Consider the following 20,310-nt stretch of genomic DNA (forward strand, 5'->3'; position numbering starts at 1 on the left):
GCATTTCCCATTCTTCTTCTACCGTGAGCCCTCGGCCCCTGACCTACAGATTAAGGACACGGACCTGGATGAAAACCAGGTGCGCGAGGCTAAACTCTTGTGGGTATCCGGGACCGGCCTGTGTGAAGAACCCTCTTACTCCACCCACATGAGCGCGCTTGACATGCGTGGGCGTAAAGACCACACCGTTTTCGATATGGACTGGCGTCCAATGTTTTGGGAATCGGTTGATCTAGCACGCCAGCGGTATGCGAAAGTCCTCGACTATGCGACAGTCGCGGTGGGTAACGTGGAAGAGTGTGAAATCGCGGTCGGGGAAACCGATCCACACCGGGCCGCAACAGCACTACTGGAACGCGGAGTACAAATCGCTGTAGTCAAGCAAGGCAGTAAGGGCACCCTCGCGAAATCGAGTACGGAAGAATTCTTCATTCCCGCGATGAATACCACCGTGGTTAACGGGGCTGGTGCCGGGGATGCTTTCGGTGGGTCCCTTGTTCACGGACTCTTACAGGGCTGGAGCCTTGAGAAAACGATCCGGTATGCCAACACTGCCGGCGCGATCGTCACCTCGCGTATCGAATGCTCCACCGCTATGCCCACCCAGGATGAAATCGAGCGCGTGCTGGCCGCGAATCATACTGACGCGCTACTCGAGACACCTCAATCAGCAGAAAGCAACCAGTAACCATGGATATTGCCAGGCTTATTGCAGGACGGCGTTGCCCGGGTTCTGCTCACAAAGCCTTGCTCAAACGCGAGCAACCCGCCACCCTGCTACCCAACGGGAAATTCCTTATTATGGCCGCGGATCACCCAGCCCGGGGCGCATTCGCCGCCGGCCCTAATCCGCGTGCTATGGAAGACCGTTTCGATCTACTCCAGCGCCTGTGTGACGCGCTTGCCGTGCCCGGGGTTTCCGGACTGTTAGGAACAGCCGACATTATTGAAGACCTCGCGCTGCTCGGAGTCTTGGATGGCAAATGGGTTTACGGGTCGATGAATCGTGCAGGACTGGCCGGCGCGGCCTGGGAACTGGATGACCGTATCACGGGCTATACCGCTAGAGGAGTAGCCAAAGCAGGCCTGCAAGGCGGGAAAATCCTTCTCCGTATTGCCTACGACGAAACAGAAACCGTGAGCACTTTGGAGATGGCCGGGAAAGTAGTCACCGACCTTTCCCGACGCCAACGCATTGCTATGGTCGAACCCTTCATATCACGGCGCGAAGACAAACAGGTAGTCAATGATGTGTCTACCGATGCCGTTACCCGCTCGATAGCAATCGCTTCAGGTTTGGGGAGCAACAGTGCCTACACGGTACTTAAACTCCCCGACACTCCCGACCTGGAACGCTTCGCAAGGGCGACTACCCTACCCATCGTTATCCTCGGCGGGGAAGTCAGCAATGATGCTGCCAAAACCCTCCACAGGTGGGCTCTCCTCTTGGAGATCCCCAACGTGATCGGCCTGGTCATTGGCCGGTCATTGCTCTATCCACAATCGGGCGACGTTCAAGGCGCCGTGGCCAACGCCGCCCAGCTCCTCTCCTAAAGAGGCTCATATATTGAAGGAGCACTCATGACTCTGACAACAGGAGGTCTCCTCGGTGTCGCTCTAGCAGCGATCGCCGTTTTACTCTTCCTTATTATCGTATTCAAAGTCAACGCTACAGTCGCACTGATTCTGGTATCAGCCCTGACTGCTATTGCTACCGGGGTCCCAGTCAGCGAGCTATTCGATATGCTCTTGACCGGTTTCTCGGGCACCGTTGGCAAACTCGCTCTCATCATCGGGTTCGGAGCAATTATTGGACGCATGCTTGAACAATCCGGGGGCGCTGAAGTACTCGCCCAAACCCTGCTGCGTTGGTTTGGGGAAAAACGAGCACCTTTAGCACTCTCGGTAGCTTCACTCTTGTTCGGCTTCCCAATTTTCTTCGACGCCGGACTCATTGTCATGTTCCCGATCATCTTCTCCGTTGCCCGCCGCCTGGGCGGACCAGTACTCTTGTATGCCTTGCCGGCAGCTGGAGCGTTCCAGGTCATGCACGGACTCATGCCGCCCCATCCCGGCCCGGTGGCCGCGGCTACCACGATGAACATTAATATCGGGACCGTGCTCCTGGTCGGTCTAATCGTTGCGATTCCCACGTGGTATCTAGCCGGTTACCGCTTCGCGTTATGGCTCTCGAAGAGGTTCGATGTTCCCATCCCCAACGTTTTGGGATCTAAAGAATCTGGGCGTGAACTACCCGGGAAAGAGCCCGGCTTCGCAACCGTTCTCTTTATTCTCATGCTCCCGATCCTGTTGATTACCGGTAACACGGTGACTAGTACTTTGCAGTCAGCTGGTATCATCCCAGAACACGCGGCGTGGGCAAGCGCCCTGAAATTCTTCGGTGAAACCGCGGTAGCCCTGTTCGTTACCGCTCTGGTTGCATCAATCATTTTGGGTTATGTACGTAAAGTACCCTGGAAGAATATCGACAAGATCAACGACGCTGGGTTCAAGTCCGTGGCAGCGATCGTCATGGTGGCCGGTGCTGGCGGTATGTTCGGGTCCGTGTTACGTGAAACCGGTATTGGTACCGCGCTTGCTAACACGCTAGCTGATCTTGGTATTCCCCTGCTCCTGGCTGCCTACCTTATCTCCCTGGCACTACGAGTCGCACAAGGCTCAGCAACTGTGGCCATCCAGACCACCGCAGCCTTGCTAGCAGCAACTGTGGCGGGGGCCGGACTCAATGACATCCAAACCGCGCTCGTTGTCGTGGCAATGGGAGCAGGATCGTTCTTCGCTTCCCACGTCAACGATTCCGGGTTCTGGCTAGTAGGCGGTTTCCTCCAGGTAGATACGAAAACTAATTTGAAGATGTGGACCACGTTCACCTCGGTCATATCCCTCGTATCCTTCGGTTTCTGCACCCTGGTCTACGTAATCGTCTAGAACACTCCTACTCCTGCGGCCTGCGGGTACGCGCCCTGTGGGATCCATATTGGATCTTCCTCAGGCGCGTACCCGCAGGTTCAGCTAGATGTTGAGCGTGACGATCACATCTCAATCGCTACGGAGTGCGGTCGGTATCCAGGTAAGCCGCGCGCATTAGTTCCCACTGCCCATCTCTCGGATTGCCTGGGTGATAACTTCGGGATCTTCGTCGTAATCGCCCATGGCATAGGAATCTGCCATGAGAGCATCGAGAGCTTCACGAGTTTGCTGCCACTGCTTTTCTCGATAATTCAGTACATCCGAGAGCCAGAGCCGGCGGTGGGTGGTAATTTTCCGAAACGGTAGTGCGCCGTCTTCGCATAGCTTCACCACGGTCGGGCGGGTCATATTCAACAGATCGGCAGATTCCTGAGTGGAGATTTCCCTATCTCCATCAGGTTCTTCCTGCACGGCCATCGAAATTTGCGCGCGCAGCGGGGTGGAACTTCTACAGCAATACCGTCAAAAACCAATTCGATCCTGCGTGACTTAGCGAGAAGCCGACGGATTCGATCCATGATCTCCGGATCAATCTGCGCGATTTTGTCATCATGTGAAACAGTTGTCATATCACACCTCCTTTTCGTTTCTTTCGTTTCCTGTGTAGCGGACCTCCCTTGGTGTTGGAAGACTGTATTTCCGCAAAGCCGCACCGGGCCGCGCGTGAAGAGGAAGCCCGCATTAGCCCAGGGGAGAAACCCGCATCGCACTCGCCTTGGCCAAGCCGCTACGATAGGGCACATGGCTCAAGTTCCGGTGTCCGCTATTCATCCTGTTGCCCCTGACCACCTGGGCGCCGTCGCCCTTTTTAGTGCGCCGATTGACGTGCGCGCGGCGCTGGAACGAGTGGAAGTGGACGGCCAGACCCTCGATGTCCACCTGGATGAACTCCCCGGCGGGCAGGTGTTCAATTTTCTGGCCAGTGGCGTGACTGTGCTGCTCACGCCCGTCTCCGGGCCGGCCGCGCTCGAGGGTGCCACCCCGCCGCACGCTTTCCACATTATGATGACGTTTTTCTCCGATATGGCGCGCTCCGGGGAGGACATGCCCGACCCGGTGAGCGACGAGTTCGCGGCGCGGCGTCGTACCTCTATGCACACGCTGCACCGGGTGTACACGGCCGTGATCCGCTCGCTCATGGGCGAGGAAGCCGCGGTGGGCGTGGCGCGCCCCGAGTTGGGCATCATCTACCCCGCCGATGTGGTGACCGGTTATCGGATCGACGCCGCAGACCCGTTCCTACTGTGGATTTACGTGCCGATGCGCGCCGGCGAGCTAGTATCCGGGCGCACCGTGGGCCTGCCGCTTTTCGGGCACCTTGACCTCGAGGTGAAGGATAGTCACCGCCCGCGCGAGGCCGTGTACGAACTGCTCGCGAACACCGCCGGATATATTATTTCCGACGGCGCAACCCTCATGCCAGGGCAAACTCTGGGCACCGCTGCGGATGAGTCCATCGCCATCGCCCAGGGCCGCGACGGCGACACCCCCACGCTGCGGTTGCTTTACTAGTTCTCCCCGAAATAGGGCGCGATTCTGCGATTGAACACATCCAAATTCGCGGTGTAGTTCGGGAACGCCAGGGCAAGATTCTCCGGTGTTTGCGCATGAACTAATACTGTGTCGCGAGTTTGTCCAAATACATCATTTTCTTCGCGGTCATTGTAGGCGCGTACGGCATCCGCGAGGGCCGAGTGTGGAAAAGGCTCCGCCCGCAGGCTCTGGGCTTCCTGGTCGTATTCGAGGACGTACAAGCTTGTGCCTTCTCCACCTGCGGTGGGTGCTGGGATGAAGTTCTGATAGCTGCTGGCGGATGAGTTGGCAAGATCGTGGAAGAGGGCGCGGTACTTTTCGGATGCTCTCAATTCTGCGAGGAGTTCATTTTTATCGGAGGACATTCCGGGTGGAACGGGTTGATTCTCCGAGAGGGCGAAAAGTGCGGAGACAATCTGGAAGAACCTGCGATTGGTCTTTTCGGATTCGTCCATGGTGGCAGCGATGGCGGGGTTTTTGTAATTCCGTTCGTACATGGATCCAGCAGCCTCAAGAGCTGTGGCCCACGCGTGTTGAAGGAATGTCCTGACCTGAATCTCAACTCGGTATCCGGTGGGTGTTGGGGGTGTCAGAGTAATCAGGTGGTACGACCTGTATCCACTACGTTGCGGCGTTCGAATATAGTCCTTCACCCCGCTTTCGGGTTTGAGGTCCATCTTCTTGGATAGGTTGGTGACAATATTGAAAACATCATCGCAGCTATTCGTGATGATGCGGCAGCCACCGATGTCGTCCATGGCCCCTAGGCGAAAGTCGTTCTTCGAACGACTTAGCTTTGCTACGATGGAGCTTATTCGCTTGAGTCGGAAAGTGACAAGGGTGCCAGGGATATCTGTGGTAATATCCCGGGCCACAGCAAAAGCGTTGAGGGTTGGCTCCAGATGTTGGGAACGCCAGTTTTGGACGGTAACAAGCGCATTCGCGGAAATCTGGTCTTCTTGACAGCGAACCTCAGCATCTTCAGGATGCTCAGTGTAGAGCTTCGTCAAGACCCTGCCGGCGCTTGTTGCAGCGGACTTGGAGATTGTGGGGCGCGGGCTTTCGTCCATGCTAGAATTATAACCAAATTGCCGGTTCGAATACGTGACATGAGGAGGTGCGGGATGACGAATGTCGAAGATATTGCCGGGCGTATTCTTGAGTGCTGCGGGCGGATGACCACCATGAAATTGCAAAAACTCACCTTCTACTGCCAGGCCGCTTATCTCGGCGAAACTGGCCAGCCTCTTTTTGACGGAGACTTTCAAGCGTGGGTGAACGGTCCGGTATCACCAGATCTCTTCGCTCAGCACCGGCGCAAGTTTTTCATTAACCCGGGCGAGCTGCGCAGTCGGGGTGAAGGGCTTTCTGATCGGCAGCGGGGCGTTGTTGATGCCGTCTGCGCGAAGTTGGGCGAGTTGAATCCAAACGAGTTGGTTGAGAAAACTCATCGCGAAGCTCCGTGGCGGGAAGCCCGCAAGGACTGTGATACCGAAACTCGTTCAACCGTGGTTATTCCTCGAGCTGCTATTGAGGAGTACTACCGGGCCAATTCGGTTCTATAGGTGGGGGCATAGGAAAAGGAGGAGCGGTAGCACCCCTCCTTTACTTATGACTCCACGGGCGTTCGGGATTCTGACCGCGCAGAACAGGAGTATGAATTAGTAAATCCAATCCCCGCTCTGGGTGAAGATGAAATCGTCACCGGGGTACTTGCTGAGCTTCACGCAGCCGATAATGAACTCCACCAGCGCCCAAATGCCGATAGTGAGCCAGTTAAACAGAATCATGCAGATTCCGATACCTACCTGACCGCGCAGGAAACGGTGGACGCCGAAGCCGCCCAGGAAGAAAGCAAGGAGCACGTAAACGATCTTGTTGACCGTGCGGAATTGCGGCTCTTGGTAGTAAGCGGGCGGGGCTGTGGGATACGCCTCCGGAGCGGTGGGGTACGGCTGTCCCGGCCCCTGATACGGCTGCCCCGGAAGTGGATACTGCTGGTTCTGTTGCGGTCCCCGCTGCGGGTACGGTTCAAAAGCGCTCATTGATCCAATCTTTCCTTGCGCCCGGTATGTCACGAGCTCCTGCCGAAAAGTATAGCTGGCAGGCGCGTGAGCTGGGCTGCTATGAGCTGTGAGGAAACGCCCGGCACCTGGTGAGGAAACGCCCGGCCCCGTAAAAGCAATAGCTGCGAGGCCTCAAAAGCGGCGACCGCGAATACGCAAGACTGATAATGAAAAGCCCGCAATAGTGATATCCAAACTCCCGCAATAGTGACAATGGCGCGAGAAACGGCTAGTCTCACAGCATGGCTTATATTCGGCGCGCGGTTGATACAGTGCTGCAACAAGACCTGGAAATCATGGGTGGCGTGGTGATTGAAGGTGCGCGCGGCTGCGGTAAAACCGAAACGGGTATATTCCACGCACACTCAGAATTTCGCGTAGACCAGGCTTCCAACCAGCGCCTTGCGGAACTCAATCCCCAGGGAGTTCTGGAAGGTGATATTCCCCGGCTCGTTGACGAGTGGCAGCTCGCCCCGATCCTGTGGAACGAGATCCGCCACGAAATCGATGCGCGGCGCGCCCCGGGCCAGTTCATTTTATCGGGTTCGGCCACTCCGGCAGATTCGATTACCCGCCACACCGGGGCCGGCCGGCTCTCCCGGGTGCGCATGCGCCCGATGGCCCTGGGCGAAGCGTATCCGCGGGAAGACCGCATCACCCTGAACGAGCTACGTACCACCACAAACGTGCGCTACGTACCCGGGGCCCTCAGCTACCCCGAACTCGCTACCGAAGCGGTGCGAGGCGGCTGGCCCTTCCTTGTCTCCTCGCGAAATCCTGCCTTTATCCGATTCGTCCACAACTACGTGGACAATATCGCGCATGCGGACCTCGCGCAGGTGGACGCCCGCTTCGACCCGGAACGGGTGCGGCGCCTGCTGCGCTCCCTCGCTCGTAATATCGCGAGCGAAACCGCGGCCACCACCCTCTCCCAAGATATTTCCGCGGACGGCGGCCAGCTCTCCCCACAAAGCGTACGAAGCTACCTCGATGCACTTACCCGGATTTTCATCGTTGAGAAGCTCCCGCCCTGGAGCGGATCCTTGCGATCGAAAACCCGGCTCCGCAAACAGGCGAAACTGCATTTCTGCGATCCCTCCCTGGCGCTCGCGGCCCTCCGCGCAACCCCGGAAGAACTCGCGAATGACCCCGACTATTTCGGCCAGATCTTCGAATCGATGGCGGTCCGGGACATCCGCACCTACGCGGAGCAGATCGATGCCACCTGTTTCGGTTACCGTGATGAGAGCGGCCTGGAAGTAGACATTCTGCTGGAGTTCAGCGATGGTCACTGGGCAGGCATCGAAGTGAAACTCGGCGAATCGGATCGCGCCGTGAGCGCAGGGGAGCGCAATCTACTCCGGTTGCGTGACGCCCGCATGGTGAAAGCCCCGGATTTCCTGGCGGTGGTGACCGGCGGCCGCACCGCATTCACGTTGCCAAGCGGCGTCCATGTTCTTCCCCTGAGTACCATGGGGCCGTTACTTACATAGTGATATCTACTCGTACCGTAGGGATACGTAATACATGCGCCGACAATCCTTCCGCACGGGACGGAACTGCCTCGTTTTCGCGATGCGGTTGCAAGAATCGAGAAAACGGGGCAGTTGGCGGGACGCTTATGTCAGCTGCGGTTATATGAGCAGCTGGTTGCGCTAATGATCGCGCCGGGAGCGCCGGATAACAAGTACCAGGCCCATGCTCAGCAATGCGAGGGCAGCACACCCGCCAGCGGCACCGGATGCGCCGGTGGATACCAGCCGCTTCTCATCAGCCGGCTTGCTGGGCGTTGGCGTAGGAGTTGGTGTGGCGGTAGTGCTCGGCGTTGGCGTTGGCGTTGCGGGCGGCGTACTCGGCGGTGCGGTCGGCGTTGGAGTGGGCTCCGGCGTTGAAGTTTCGCTTGGCGTCGGTTCCGGCGTGGGCGTCCCGCTGGGAGTAGGCGTCGGTTCCGGCGTGGGCGTCCCGCTGGGCGTGGGAGTAGGAGTAGGCGTCGGAGTTGCCGTGGCCGTCGGCGTGGGCTCCGGAGTCACCGGAGGAACCGGCGGCTCAGGAGGCGTAGGAGGCACATACACATTCGTGAATTCGACGACTCGCGCATGCGGATGCGCCCCGGCGCTCTCCTTGCGCTCCACCCGGAAATGCCCGGCCAGGCCCTCGGGGAGTTTCTCCGTCACCCGATAGGTCAGCGCGGTGCGCTCGGCCGGAGCTTTGGCTAGTTCCTCAGGCGTATACATCGGCAATTTCTCCAGCTCAAACTGGAAATTCTTGCCCTCGCCGCGCACCACACTCTTGGCTTTGAGATAGGTGCGCGCCGGAACCGTGGCGATCTTCGTCTCGCCCTGCCAGCTTTCCACCTCGAAATTATCGAGATACGTATCCGGATCCACCCCGGCAATGAGATCCCCACCGCCGGTCCACTGCTTCTTCACCAGCACATCCAGGAAAGGCACGATCTCTACTTCATCGCCCGGGATGATATTGCGCAGCGGCGTCGTACCAAATTCACGCACCTGCGCACGGAAGGTGACCTCCACGTTTTTCTCGGGCCGGTACGAGGTCCGCGTGGTGAAATCAAAATTCGTCACGTGCGCGGCATCGCGATCTTCCAGAATCACACGGCGAGTTTCCGGATCGTAACGCACCGCGTAATTCGCGGTGGCCTCACCATCTTCGCGGACCTGCGCGCTGCCTTCCACGTAAGCGAAGCGTTCGTCCAGCTCATCGACCAGGGTCACGTTATTTTTGATACCGAAATCGACGTACTTACCGTATTTCATAATGAGCCGATGATCGCCGGGGATCTTCCCCGCGATCTTAAATTCGACGGCGTCCCCGAGACTCGCGTGGCTGCGCTTCACCTCAGCTTGCGGCTGCTTTTGCACAATTGTTTTGGTGAACGACGGCGCCTTGGGAATAAACATGCGCAAGGGAGTTTTGAATCCGAGGAGCGCCGTGGCCTCCGGGGTGTTATCGAAGCGGGCATCGTTACCGCCGTCAGGATTAATCCAAGTTTCCGCATCCGGGCTGCTGCTCGTCAAGCCGAGCACCTGCAAGCGGCCTGTTTCCGTGAGCCGGAAATGCTGTGCACGCTCCAGGTCGAAACCGCTCTTAAAACGTTCCGGGGCGCTGATAATACGCACCTGGTAGTCCCCGGGCAGCACCTTGGTGAAGAGGTAACGCGGCGCCATGTCCGGTTCTTCAACTGAGGTATCAACTAGCTCACCGGCCGTGTTATACAGCCCGAGCTCAAAGCCGGACTTCGCGTGGCGTACCCCGAACTCACCAAAAGTAACTTTCTCGATATCCGAAACCGTGAAGTACACTCGCTTGCTCAGGGTGACCCGCAGGGTGGAGGTGGCCGGGTCGTAACTCTGCTTTGCTATTGCGTAGTAGGGATAAGCCTCCGGGAGCTCGGGAAGTGATAGCCGCGCACCTTCCGGAAGGTTCGGCACCGTGATATCCGTGGTGAAATCACCGCGGCCCGCGGGAATTGCGAGCTGCGGGGCGGCATGAGGATTGGCCCGGCCATTCACCTCAAATGCCCAGCGGGCGTTTTTCCCGAGCACGTCAAAGGGGCGCTCAATAACCACGTGGAAGGTGGCGGTGCTCAGCTTCACTTCCCGCACACGCACCGTGAATTCTCCGGTATCACTGGATTCCACCGCGGTCACTTCATAGGTTTTTTCGGTGCCGCCATCGCGAACCGTGAGCGGATCCATCGGCTTATTCGGATCCGGGCGCAGCGGGGGCGTGGTGAATTGGCCAGCGTCGTCGTATACAGCGTTTTGTGTGAAATAGAAGCCCTGCGCATCGCGCTTAACGATCTGGCTGATCGAGTGGGGCCCATCCAAGGTGGGCAGCGCGAAGCGGTCAATAGTTCCGGTGACGGGAGTGCCGTTCGCGTCCACGAGGCTCACGGAATAGCGCCGTTCAATATTTTCCCGGAGCACCACATCAACGCGCAGATCCCCCGATTCTGTTTGCGTGATCGGGACCCGCACGGTGTCACTGATCGTGCGGCCGAGCCACCCACCGGGAGCACGCAAGGTGTAGGGCAGGGTTTGGCCCGCGGTGTAGCCATCCGGTTCCACCGCGAATTCCACTTCGTAACGGCTCAGGCCATTGGCCAGGGGCGTGGTGGACTTGACGTCTTCGGGAGCGATTTCCCATTCCCCGGCGCTCCACCCGGTTCCTTCCTCAAGTTTGAGGGATGTTATGTCCTGCCGCGTATAAATAGTGGCGTGCAAGACGAGCGCGGTGGGGGCGGGCGGAGCCGCGGGATCCGGTGCCGCGTAGGCCTGTGGGAGCACGAGGGCGAGCACCGCGAGGAGCACCGTTAGGATCAGGGGTTTCTTCTTCGAAGGCATATTTCTTCCAGACAGCGCAGTCGGTATAGGGAATACCTATATGGAAATTATCTAAGAAAATGCTAGCACTCGGACAGTAATTAGATTCAGGAATTAAGGCGCTTCGTGCCCCACAATATCCCGCTATAATCATGACCGTCCGTGCGGTGGCAGAGCCGGACACCATAACCATATTTTCTCAACACGCATGGAAAGGTCACGATGAGCTCGCAGTCCACCGCGCCGCACGGCGCCAGCACGCACCCAACTACTCCCCGCTTCGCGGACGTCGCCCGCTCCCACCTCTTCGTGTACGTGGCGGTTTTCTTCGTCTCCTTCCTCCTCATTTCCAATATCGGCGCCACGAAGCTCATCACCCTGAATATCGGCGGTCTTGATCTGTATTTCGACGGCGGCGCGATGCTCTTCCCGCTCACCTACATCATCGGTGACCTTCTTTCGGAGGTTTACGGTTTCAAAGTCGCCTCCCGCACGATCATCCTCGCTTTCGGGGTGCAGATCCTGGCCTCCTGCTGTTTCTGGCTGGTGCAGATCGCCCCGCCCGCCCCGGATTACGCCAACCAGGAAGCTTTCGAAGCGGTGCTCGGCGTGGTGCCGCGCTTCGTAGCGGCCTCCGTTTTCGGATTCCTCTTCGGGCAGCTCTCCAATTCCTACGTGCTGGTCTGGATTAAGCGCCGCTTCGGGGAACGCGCCCTGTGGGTGCGCCTCATTTCCTCCACCATCGTGGGCGAATTGCTGGATACCATTATTTTCTGCTTCGTGGCCTGGGGTGCGGATATCGCGGCCGGCAATGTCGAATTCTGGTCCATCGTCAACCTCTCCCTGGTGGGCTGGCTTTATAAAGTCGGTATCGAAGTGGTGTTCCTCCCCCTGACCTACGCCGTGGTTGGTGTGGTCAAACGCCACGAAGGCTTACGATAGGCAGCGGGCCGGTGGCGGCGTCGTCGTACCGAAAAGGCCGCACACAAAACCGCACCGCAACAGAAAGGTGAGAGCGTGACAACAGGATTTACGATCGGGACGCGCCTGGACGCGCGCGTGGGTGACCTCACCGGGCGGCCGTTGGGACGCACCGGCGTTATCCACACCCCGCATGGCGATATCGCCACCCCGGCGTTTATTCCCGTCGGCACGAAAGCCACTGTCAAAACGCTCACGCCCGAGCAGGTGCACGGTATCGGCGCGCAGGCCGTGCTCGCCAACGCCTACCACCTCTACCTGCAACCCGGCCCGGAGATCCTGGACGCCGCCGGCGGCCTATCCGCCTTCATGAACTGGAACGGGCCGACCTACACGGATTCGGGCGGGTTCCAGGTGCTCTCGCTCGGCTCCGGCTTCAAGAAAGTGCTCACCAACGAGTACGCCGGGAAAAACGCCGGGCGCGCGGATACCGAACTGGCGCGCGATAAAGAGCGCCTCGCGAATGTGGACGACGACGGCGTATGGTTCCGTTCCCACCTCAACGGCTCGCGCCACCGCTTCACCCCGGAGGTGTCCATGGGGATCCAACACCAGCTCGGCGCCGATATTATGTTCGCCTTCGACGAGCTCACCACCCTCCTCAACTCCCGGGCCTACCAGGAAAAAAGCCTGGAACGCACCCGCCGCTGGGCCGAACGCTGCCTGGCTGAACACCGCCGCCTCACCATTGAACGCGCGGACAAACCCTACCAGCAGCTTTTCGGCGTGATCCAGGGCGCGCAGTACGAGGACCTGCGCCGCAAAGCCGCGCGGGACCTCGGGTCCATGTGCGTGGACGGGCAGGAATTCGACGGCTTCGGGATCGGCGGGGCCCTGGAAAAGGAGAAGCTCGGAACCATCTGCGCCTGGGTGAGCGAGGAACTACCCGAAACGAAAGCCCGCCACCTCCTCGGGATTTCCGAACCGGATGATTTCTTCGCCGCTATCGAAGCCGGCGCGGATACCTTCGATTGCGTCAACCCTTCCCGGGTGGCGCGCAATGCCGCGATCTATTCACCCGACGGGCGTTTCAACGTGACCCGCGCCCAGTTCCGCACCGATTTCGGGCCGCTGGTGCCCGAGTGCGAGTGCTACACCTGCCAAAACTATTCGCGCGCCTACCTCAATCACCTTTTCAAGGCGAAAGAAGCGCTGGCGGCCACGCTTGCCACCATCCACAATGAGTACTTCACCGTGCACCTCGTGGACACCATCCGCGCGGCCATCGAATCCGGGGATTACGCGGCCTGCAAAGAAGAAACGCTCGGACGTTTCTACCGCGGCCAGTGGGGGCGCGCCTAGCTGGAGCGCCTAAAACGCGCGGTGCGCCGCTTCGCTCAGCTTCTGGAAGGTTTCCGGATCGGGGAATCCGGACACTTCGTAGCGCGGCGGCCACACGTTCTCGAGAGGCTTGAAGCCCTCGGGCCACACATCGCGGGCCACATCCAGGCGAATGGTGATATTGGCGGCTTCGGGATCGGCGTCGTCAAGGTAATTAATGAAATCTGCAACCGCAGGGATGGATCCGTAGCGATCCGAGCGGCGCCACTGCGTCAGGCTCACCGCGCCTTCGTCCAGGTCATGCACCTCGTAGAGGGCCACGTGGCCCATCTCTTCCGGCCAGCGCGAGAGGAATTCCTGCTGGTGATCGTACATGCGCCCGCGGAAGGTGGTGCGCAGATTCGCCAGTGGTGCGTAGGCCGGGTGATCCGGCATAGGAATCCATTCCATCCAGCCGTCCGCGGCCACGGTGTGGGGGAGCGGGTAGATAGCGTCGTCGATATCGTAATCCTGGAGCAAACGGTTGAAGAGCGCGGGAAGTTCCGGATCATCCGCCAGCACCACGAACAGGCGCGAACGCGAAGCCGGCACGAAAAGCGGCAGCGCGCCGTGATATTGCTTGCTGATGGAGTACGCCACCTGCTGGACCAGATCCACATCCGCGAACCAGGAACTCTGGTAGTTATTCGGCTCGGTAAAAGCCAGCACCCGCGCACCCGCGTAGAGCATGACGGCCAGCTCCAGGGCCGCGTAGCCCGATTGCGCGTTCAGGCCGCGCAGTGATTCCACCGCGTGCCCGAAGATCGGACCCAGATCATCCGTTCCCGGAATCAGATCCAGGTCCGAGAAATACAGCGGAATGATGTTATCCGGGGTGTCGCGCGCCAGGCCCACGCCAACGAAATCCGTGAGCGGCAGGTAGATAAAGGAATCATCCTCGCGCCGGTTGACGCGCGTGAAATAGTCCGCGGCGCGCACAATCGGCATAATCGGCCCCTCGGTGTCATCCTGTTCCTCCGAGAGCTCCGCGAGCGCGGGATCGTGGTGCGGGAAGCCGGGGTCACTCGGATCCATGGTTCCGAAGAATTGCGCGAAGATATCCCGCCAGGACAGGTTTTTCTGGCCGCGGCCCGGAGGCGTACCGGGCATTTCGGGCGCGTTGCTTCCCGTTGGCGCCCCGGTTCCGGTAGCGCTTGCGCTGCTTTCCGCTCCGTTGTGGGGCGACGCCGCTCCCGGCTGGGTGGACCCGGCCGCGCCCTCGGTAACCTGCGGGGTGGTGGCCCCGGATACGCCGATAGTAATGAGGCGGTTGAGAAGTTCGCGCCGGCGTTCTTCGGGAGCATCCGGATCGATCATCTCAAAGGGGCGGAAGCGGAACGTGCGTCCGTCCGGGAGCAGAACATCCAGCCAGGGCCCGTCGGAATTAACCAGCGCGCTGTCAAGTTCAGGGTGAGCGGTGGCGACCTCGAGGGCCCAATTCATGAGCGACATACCTCTATTCTGGCAGAAAGTGGCGCAGGCCGCTTGCCGGGCGCGGTATCCTTGCAAGCAGAGATGTGACTCATGGAACCAGGTCGAGGAGGAGCCATGCCGTCCTATTCTTATCCCGGTGATGGGCTGCTGGCCTGCGTGCCCGGCCTGGCGGTGTTCACGCCCGCGCTACCCGCGGATCCGGCCGCGATATGGGAAACAGTGCGTGCCGGCCATGATTTCCCCACTCTTCTCACCCATCTGTGGTCCGCGCTGGGCGCGGATTTCGCGTTGTTCTACGCCGACGGCCCGCTGCTGCGGGTTGCCGCCCACGGCCTCATTGTTCGCGATGCCACCGGCCGCGCGGTCGCGGATGGCAGTAACGCCCTGACCTGGCAGGAAGCCGCCACTACCCAGGACACCACGGTCACCGTGGGGAACGTTGGCGCTGCGGGTGCGGAAAATGCTGCTCGTGGTGGGAACGACGGCGCAGTCGGGTGCGCTGGGGCACCCGGGAACGACGGCGCAGCTCCCGCACCGGGCCCGGCCCTCCCCTTGGAACGCGGTATGGCCCGCGCCGGAGGCGCTCGCATCAGCCTCAGCCCGGTTTTGAGCGGCCGGCCGGCGGCCCCGGTTGAGCGCCCGGCAGCTCTGCCCGCTGATCGCCCGGCGGTTCCGGAGCCTCCGGTACCGCCAGCACCCCCGCTGCCTCCGGCGGCGCCGGTGGCAGAGAGCGCCCCGGTGCCCAGCTATGCCGCGGCCACCGAAGCTTACCCGGTACAGAGCACCGAGCCCTATCCTTCCTCCGGTATACCGGCCCCGCTCCCGGCGATTGAATTGCGCTTCTCCTTCGGGGAAAACGTTATGCTGGGCGGGGTGAGCCCGGCTCTCAAAAATATTATTATGGGGCGCCGCCCGCTCCTCGATGCCGCGGGCGCGGGCGCGGATCCGGCTGCCACCCAGCTCCTCCCGGTTCCCTCCCCGCGTCAGGAAATTTCACGCACCCACTGCGAGGTTGCGGTGGAGACTGGCGGCGCATTCCTGCGGGACTGCCATTCCAATAACGGCACCTACCTCAGGCACGGAGATGGCCCGCTGCGCCGCATCGAGCCGGGTCACGCGGTCCGCCTGGAGGATGGTGACCTGGTAGATATGGGTGACGGCGCCAGCTTCACGGTTCATTACCGCAGCTAGCGCCGCCGCACCACGTAGACCAACTCTCCTGCTTAGCTATTTCCGGTACAGCGTTTTGCGCTGGTAGTGCGGTTCGCTCGTGACATTCACGCCGAGGGAACGGAAAATACCATCGTCTACGGAGCCGAGGATCGTGGTGGTATGAACATCGCAATTCTGCAGATCCTTGAGCTTGCTCAGCGCCGCTGCCGCGGTGGGATCGGAGGCGGCGGAAACCGAGAGCGCAATAAGCACCTCATCGGTGTGCAGGCGCGGATTACGCGAGCCCAGGTGCTCCGTCTTAAGGGTCTGGATCGGAGTGATAGCTTCCGGAGCCAGCAGCTTCACCGAATCGTCAATACCGGCTAGCACCTTGAGCGCGTTAAGCAGCACCGCGGCGGAACAGCCCAGCAGTTCCGAGGTTTTCCCGGTCACGATGGTGCCATCCGGGAGCTGGAGCGCGGCGGCCGGCCCACCCGTGGCCTCGGCTTTGCGCAGCGCCGGGGGTACCACCGGCCGGTCGGTGCCGGTCACCCCGAGCTTGGCCATAATAAGAGCGATGCGTTCTGAGCATACGGGTTCGGATTCGCTGCGCTTCTCATCGACAAGCGCGCGGTAATACCGGCGAATGACTTCCTGGCGGGCGGCTTCGCGGCAAACGTCGTCGTCGGAAATACAATATCCGACCATATTGACGCCCATGTCCGTGGGGGATTTGTACGGTGTTTCCCCGGAAAGTTCGCGCAGCAGCAGGCTGAGCAGCGGGAACACCTCGACGTCGCGGTTGTAATTAATCGTTTGCACGCCGTAGGCGACCAGGTGGAAGGGGTCGATCATATTGACGTCGTCCAGATCGGCCGTCGCCGCTTCGTAAGCGAGGTTGACGGGATGATCCAGCGGAATATTCCACACGGGGAACGTCTCAAACTTCGCGTAATTCGAGGTGATGGAATGCTGATGGTCGTGGTAGAGCTGCGAGAGGCAGGTTGCGAGCTTGCCTGATCCCGGCCCCGGCGCCGTCACCACAATGAGATCACGCTGCGTTTCCACGTATTCGTTCTTCCCGAAACCGTCCTCGGAAACAATGAGCGCGGTATTGGACGGGTAACCCGGGATGCGGCGATGGCGCGCCACATTGAGCCCCAATTTAATAAGACGGCGGCGGAAGTCGCGCGCTTCGTGGTTATCTTCCTCGTACTGGGTGAGCACCACGGAATTGACCATGAAACCGGCTTCGCGGAATACATCCACGAGGCGCAGCACCTCATCCTCATAAGAAATGCCCAGGTCAGCGCGGTGTTTTGCCTTGAGATCACGCGCGTTCGCGGCAACGACGATTTCCAGCTCATCCTTCAATTCGGCCAGCATGGCGATCTTATTATCCGGGGTGAATCCGGGTAGCACGCGCGAGGCGTGGAAATCATCGAAAAGCTTCCCGCCCATCTCCAAATAGAGTTTCCCGCCGATCTTTTCGCGGCGCTCCCTAATTTTTTGGGACTGGAGCTTAATGTATTTTTCCCGATCAAATCCGATGCTCTGCAATGAGGGGATATGGGGGGAAGGGGTTTCTGTAGTAGGGATGGAGTTACGCGCGTTTTTATCAGCCACGCCGGTTCGCCTCTCTCGGTCACCTCAGCAGTACCGACAAAGTGTAGCGCCTCGCGTCGGATTTCGCATCGAGCGGGTGGGTGTGTGCGGGCGTGTGTGCGGGCGTGGTGTGCGTTTGGGCTGGCTGCGGGTGCGCGAACGCGGCGAACGGGCAAACCCGGGTGTGTTTAAACCGTTGCGCTCATCGGTTGAGTCCGCAACAATAGGGGGCGACGTTGGGAGGAGATATGCCAAAGATTTCTGCGCCAACCGTCCGCGAACATCGGGAGCTTATGACAGCTCGGCTCGTGGACGCCGCGGAAAAGATTCTCAAAGATGAGCCGGGCAAAACACTATCCGCCGGGGCGGTGGCCGCGGCTGCGGGTATCGCACGCAACTCCATTTACCGCTATGTCGGGTCGGTTGATGATCTGCGGCTCCTGGTGCTCGAACGCAATGTGCCCAAGTGGCGCGCCCAGGTGATGGGCCAGGTCGATATGAACGCCGAACCGCGTGAACGCCTCGCGCAGCTGGTGGTGGCCTGCATCCGCCAGTCCGGCCAGCGCGAATCACATAAATGGCTCATGGGGCTCATGCGCTCAGCCCGCGGGAAAGTTTCGGATAAAGCCACGGCGCATACCAAAATGGGTGTGGATAAAGCCCACGGTTTCTTCACCGATGCTCTCAAAATGTGCTGGAAAGATACCGGCATCGCGCATCCCGATATTTGGGCCTCGTTCAGCCGCGCCCTCATTTTCGACGCATTTCGCCAGGTGGAAACCGGCGCGTCGCTTGAGGATGTGTGCCGGATTGCCCGCCACACTATTCTTGCTATGTCCGCCGGGCATACAGATGACGAACTCGAGAAAGAACCACACGCATGACACACGCGCGCATCGCGATCAACGGCTACGGCAACCTGGGCCGCGGGGTGGAACAGGCCCTCAGCCTCGCCCCCGACCTGGAGCTGGTGGGGGTCTTCACCCGCCGCGAAGGCGTCATGACCGCCTCCGGCCCGGCATTCCCCGCCGCCGAACTCACCGATCCGCAGCTGCGCGCCCGCTGGGCCGGCAAAATCGACGTCGTTATCAATTGCGGTGGCTCGAAATCGGACCTCGATACGCAAACGCCGCTGGTTGCCTCCGGTTTTAACGTGGTGGATTCTTTTGATACGCACGCGCGGATTCCTGCGCACTTCGAACAGGTCGACGACGCCGCCCGCACGGCCGGCACCCTCGCTCTCATTTCCGCAGGCTGGGACCCGGGCCTCTTCTCGCTTCAGCGGTTGCTGGCCGAGGCAGTTTTGCCGGCTGGGCACTCAGAAACTTTCTGGGGACCGGGCCTGTCCCAGGGGCATTCGGATGCGGTGCGGCGGGTACCGGGTGTGAAAAACGCGGTGCAGTACACCGTTCCCAAGGAGAACGTGCGGGCTGCGGCCTTGGCTGGAGAAACGGAAGGCCAGCTCAGCGCGGGTGATAAGCATCGCCGGATCGTTTACGTGGTGTTGGAAAACGGTGCGGATCCGGAGGGGGTGCGCCAGGCCATCGTGACGATGCCGAACTACTTCGCCGAGTACGAAACTGAGGTCCACGTTATCTCCGACGAAGAGTTTGCCGCCGAACACACCGGGATGGCCCACGGTGGCGATGTGATCCGCCACGGGACTACCTCGCCGGGTACCTCGCACGCGCTGCACTTCAACCTCGCGTTGGATTCCAATCCGGAATTCACCGGTTCGGTGCTGGTGGCCTGCGCCCGCGCGGTGGCGCGTATGCATGCCCGCGGGGAACGCGGGGCGGTTACCCTCTTCGATGTTCCGCCGGCTTTGCTCCACCCGGCCAGCGCGGCGCAGCTGCGCGCGGATTTGCTGTAGGGCGTTTCGCGGTAGTTATGTGGGATCCAGTACCGGCGTTGGCGAGAATTGTCCCGGAACTGATGTGGGGCATGCTCTTCTCGTTTTTCGCAGCCGACTTTTACCGCATCGGACGTTTTGATTTCGAAATCATCTCCGAAGTTGTGACGCTTGGCGGTCTCGCGCTGTGGAGTTTCTCCCGCAGGTATAAGGAAAACTTGGGCGAGCTTCTGCACGCCGTGCTCTATATGGGCGTATGCCTTGCCGTGGTGGCGATCAACAACTCCTCGTGGACGCGTTTCGCGGTGATTGTCTTCGCTACCTGCTACGCCCTGGGGTATCTCCACCGGGCGAAAAAAGCTCAGCACCCGGAGTAGGATCAGCTCATCGCGGGTGCATGATTCCCGCGTAAAATTGCCGAAAAATTGGTCTGGGCAGGGTTCTGTTCGTCGGCTAGGCTGTGGCTATGTCAATCATCTATGGACCCAAGTACACAAGTCTTGAGCAGATTCGCGCACGCATGGATGCCATTCTGTCCGAACTGAGGATTTCGCGCGAAGAGTTTGAAGAACGGATGGCTGAATATACGCTCAACCGGCGCGAAGCTGAGTTCCGTGATGAGTTTGAAACCCTCCAGTGGTTCGAGGAGCTGTTCCTCGATGATTTCGAGGAAGAAGACCGTGACGGACTCGCTTGATGAGGAAGTTGAGGATTTCGCTCAGGATATAACAGCTACAGGGAGACTGTTCGACGAATCTTTTGCTGTTTACATCGCCGAGGCGAGTGCGCCCCGCAAGAATAGTCGTGTTCTTCGCGGTTACCTTAAGCTTCGCGATCCCATGTGCGTCAAGCGAATGCTCTATCTCGGAATTACGTATGAACTCTTCGTGAAGTCTCCCGAGAAATTCCTGACCGTTGAGGGGCTTGTCAAGTTTTTTGTGTAAATGGTTTTATTTAGTTGGTTGGGAATCGGTCCGGGTAGTGAAGGGATAACTCGCCCAGTACTTTCTGCCAGCCCTGCACGCCTTGT

The 20,310-nt window shown here is 59.8% G+C and carries 20 protein-coding genes; 14 read left to right on the plus strand and 6 right to left on the minus strand.

The window, feature by feature from the left end; genetic code table 11:
* The 3 genes from PWJ82_RS08195 to PWJ82_RS08205 all read left to right on the plus strand — a co-directional run.
* A partial coding sequence (locus PWJ82_RS08195) for a PfkB family carbohydrate kinase (RefSeq protein WP_274736177.1) occupies positions 1-688 on the plus strand: 688 nt, incomplete at its 5' end.
* 2 nt (positions 689-690) lie between these two features.
* Positions 691-1,554, plus strand: coding sequence for a Cgl0159 family (beta/alpha)8-fold protein (locus tag PWJ82_RS08200; protein WP_274736179.1), 864 nt, complete (start codon positions 691-693; stop codon positions 1,552-1,554).
* 27 nt (positions 1,555-1,581) lie between these two features.
* On the plus strand, positions 1,582-2,949 hold the full coding sequence (locus tag PWJ82_RS08205; RefSeq protein ID WP_274732631.1) for a GntP family permease: 1,368 nt from the start codon (positions 1,582-1,584) through the stop codon (positions 2,947-2,949).
* Positions 2,950-3,105: 156 nt separating this feature from the next.
* Here PWJ82_RS08205 and PWJ82_RS08210 read toward each other — a convergent pair whose 3' ends face one another.
* Positions 3,106-3,402 carry an excisionase family DNA-binding protein gene (locus PWJ82_RS08210; protein WP_274732633.1) on the minus strand — a complete coding sequence of 99 codons (297 nt, stop codon included), beginning with the start codon at positions 3,400-3,402 and terminating at the stop codon, positions 3,106-3,108.
* A 330-nt stretch (positions 3,403-3,732) separates the two neighbouring features.
* Here PWJ82_RS08210 and PWJ82_RS08215 point away from each other — a divergent pair, with 330 nt between their 5' ends.
* Positions 3,733-4,503 (plus strand): DUF4261 domain-containing protein, encoded by a 771-nt coding sequence (locus tag PWJ82_RS08215; RefSeq protein WP_274732634.1) that lies wholly within the window; start codon positions 3,733-3,735, stop codon positions 4,501-4,503.
* On the opposite strand, the gene PWJ82_RS08220 is transcribed toward PWJ82_RS08215, so the two are convergent.
* Positions 4,500-5,594: a GTP pyrophosphokinase gene (locus tag PWJ82_RS08220; RefSeq protein WP_274732635.1), complete on the minus strand. Its 1,095-nt coding sequence runs from the start codon at positions 5,592-5,594 to the stop codon at positions 4,500-4,502. The two genes, PWJ82_RS08215 and PWJ82_RS08220, sit on opposite strands and share 4 nt — an antisense overlap.
* 54 nt (positions 5,595-5,648) lie before the next feature.
* Between PWJ82_RS08220 and PWJ82_RS08225 the strand changes: the two genes are divergently transcribed.
* On the plus strand, positions 5,649-6,089 hold the full coding sequence (locus PWJ82_RS08225; protein ID WP_274736181.1) for a Panacea domain-containing protein: 441 nt from the start codon (positions 5,649-5,651) through the stop codon (positions 6,087-6,089).
* Positions 6,090-6,185: 96 nt separating this feature from the next.
* Here the strand turns inward: PWJ82_RS08225 and PWJ82_RS08230 are convergent, their stop codons facing one another.
* Positions 6,186-6,569: a TM2 domain-containing protein gene (locus PWJ82_RS08230; RefSeq protein WP_016442007.1), complete on the minus strand. Its 384-nt coding sequence runs from the start codon at positions 6,567-6,569 to the stop codon at positions 6,186-6,188.
* A 263-nt stretch (positions 6,570-6,832) separates the two neighbouring features.
* Between PWJ82_RS08230 and PWJ82_RS08235 the strand changes: the two genes are divergently transcribed.
* Entirely contained in the window at positions 6,833-8,083 is a 1,251-nt protein-coding gene (locus PWJ82_RS08235) for an ATP-binding protein (RefSeq protein ID WP_274732641.1), read from the plus strand.
* A gap of 162 nt (positions 8,084-8,245) precedes the next feature.
* On the opposite strand, the gene PWJ82_RS08240 is transcribed toward PWJ82_RS08235, so the two are convergent.
* On the minus strand, positions 8,246-10,957 hold the full coding sequence (locus PWJ82_RS08240) for an isopeptide-forming domain-containing fimbrial protein (protein ID WP_274732643.1): 2,712 nt from the start codon (positions 10,955-10,957) through the stop codon (positions 8,246-8,248).
* A gap of 201 nt (positions 10,958-11,158) precedes the next feature.
* On the opposite strand from PWJ82_RS08240, the gene PWJ82_RS08245 reads away from it, so the two are divergent.
* The gene (locus PWJ82_RS08245; protein WP_274732644.1) at positions 11,159-11,878 is read left to right on the plus strand and encodes a queuosine precursor transporter; all 720 of its coding nucleotides are present in this window, start codon (positions 11,159-11,161) and stop codon (positions 11,876-11,878) included.
* Positions 11,879-11,953: 75 nt separating this feature from the next.
* A complete protein-coding gene (tgt, locus tag PWJ82_RS08250) occupies positions 11,954-13,219 on the plus strand; it encodes a tRNA guanosine(34) transglycosylase Tgt (protein WP_375712913.1) in 1,266 nt (421 codons plus the stop codon).
* A 9-nt stretch (positions 13,220-13,228) separates the two neighbouring features.
* Here tgt and PWJ82_RS08255 read toward each other — a convergent pair whose 3' ends face one another.
* On the minus strand, positions 13,229-14,689 hold the full coding sequence (locus tag PWJ82_RS08255; protein ID WP_274736183.1) for a hypothetical protein: 1,461 nt from the start codon (positions 14,687-14,689) through the stop codon (positions 13,229-13,231).
* 72 nt (positions 14,690-14,761) lie between these two features.
* On the opposite strand from PWJ82_RS08255, the gene PWJ82_RS08260 reads away from it, so the two are divergent.
* On the plus strand, positions 14,762-15,862 hold the full coding sequence (locus tag PWJ82_RS08260) for an FHA domain-containing protein (RefSeq protein WP_274736184.1): 1,101 nt from the start codon (positions 14,762-14,764) through the stop codon (positions 15,860-15,862).
* A gap of 36 nt (positions 15,863-15,898) precedes the next feature.
* On the opposite strand, the gene PWJ82_RS08265 is transcribed toward PWJ82_RS08260, so the two are convergent.
* Positions 15,899-17,383, minus strand: a complete 1,485-nt coding sequence (locus PWJ82_RS08265; RefSeq protein ID WP_039898180.1) for a DUF1846 domain-containing protein — start codon at positions 17,381-17,383, stop codon at positions 15,899-15,901.
* A gap of 293 nt (positions 17,384-17,676) precedes the next feature.
* Between PWJ82_RS08265 and PWJ82_RS08270 the strand changes: the two genes are divergently transcribed.
* The 5 genes from PWJ82_RS08270 to PWJ82_RS08290 all read left to right on the plus strand — a co-directional run bounded on the left by PWJ82_RS08270 (position 17,677) and on the right by PWJ82_RS08290 (position 20,224).
* The gene (locus PWJ82_RS08270) at positions 17,677-18,312 is read left to right on the plus strand and encodes a hypothetical protein (RefSeq protein WP_016441998.1); all 636 of its coding nucleotides are present in this window, start codon (positions 17,677-17,679) and stop codon (positions 18,310-18,312) included.
* Positions 18,309-19,301 carry a diaminopimelate dehydrogenase gene (locus tag PWJ82_RS08275; RefSeq protein ID WP_274732648.1) on the plus strand — a complete coding sequence of 331 codons (993 nt, stop codon included), beginning with the start codon at positions 18,309-18,311 and terminating at the stop codon, positions 19,299-19,301. Before PWJ82_RS08270 ends, PWJ82_RS08275 begins: the two co-directional genes overlap by 4 nt.
* A 38-nt stretch (positions 19,302-19,339) precedes the next feature.
* The gene (locus PWJ82_RS08280; protein ID WP_274732649.1) at positions 19,340-19,657 is read left to right on the plus strand and encodes a hypothetical protein; all 318 of its coding nucleotides are present in this window, start codon (positions 19,340-19,342) and stop codon (positions 19,655-19,657) included.
* A gap of 89 nt (positions 19,658-19,746) precedes the next feature.
* A complete protein-coding gene (locus PWJ82_RS08285) occupies positions 19,747-19,977 on the plus strand; it encodes a hypothetical protein (RefSeq protein WP_274732651.1) in 231 nt (76 codons plus the stop codon).
* A complete protein-coding gene (locus tag PWJ82_RS08290; RefSeq protein WP_274732652.1) occupies positions 19,961-20,224 on the plus strand; it encodes a hypothetical protein in 264 nt (87 codons plus the stop codon). The genes PWJ82_RS08285 and PWJ82_RS08290 overlap by 17 nt, the downstream gene beginning before the upstream one ends.
* Positions 20,225-20,310 lie beyond the last annotated feature (86 nt).

It is taken from the genome of Actinotignum schaalii, assembly GCF_028864145.1.
Taxonomy (GTDB): domain Bacteria; phylum Actinomycetota; class Actinomycetes; order Actinomycetales; family Actinomycetaceae; genus Actinotignum; species Actinotignum schaalii_B.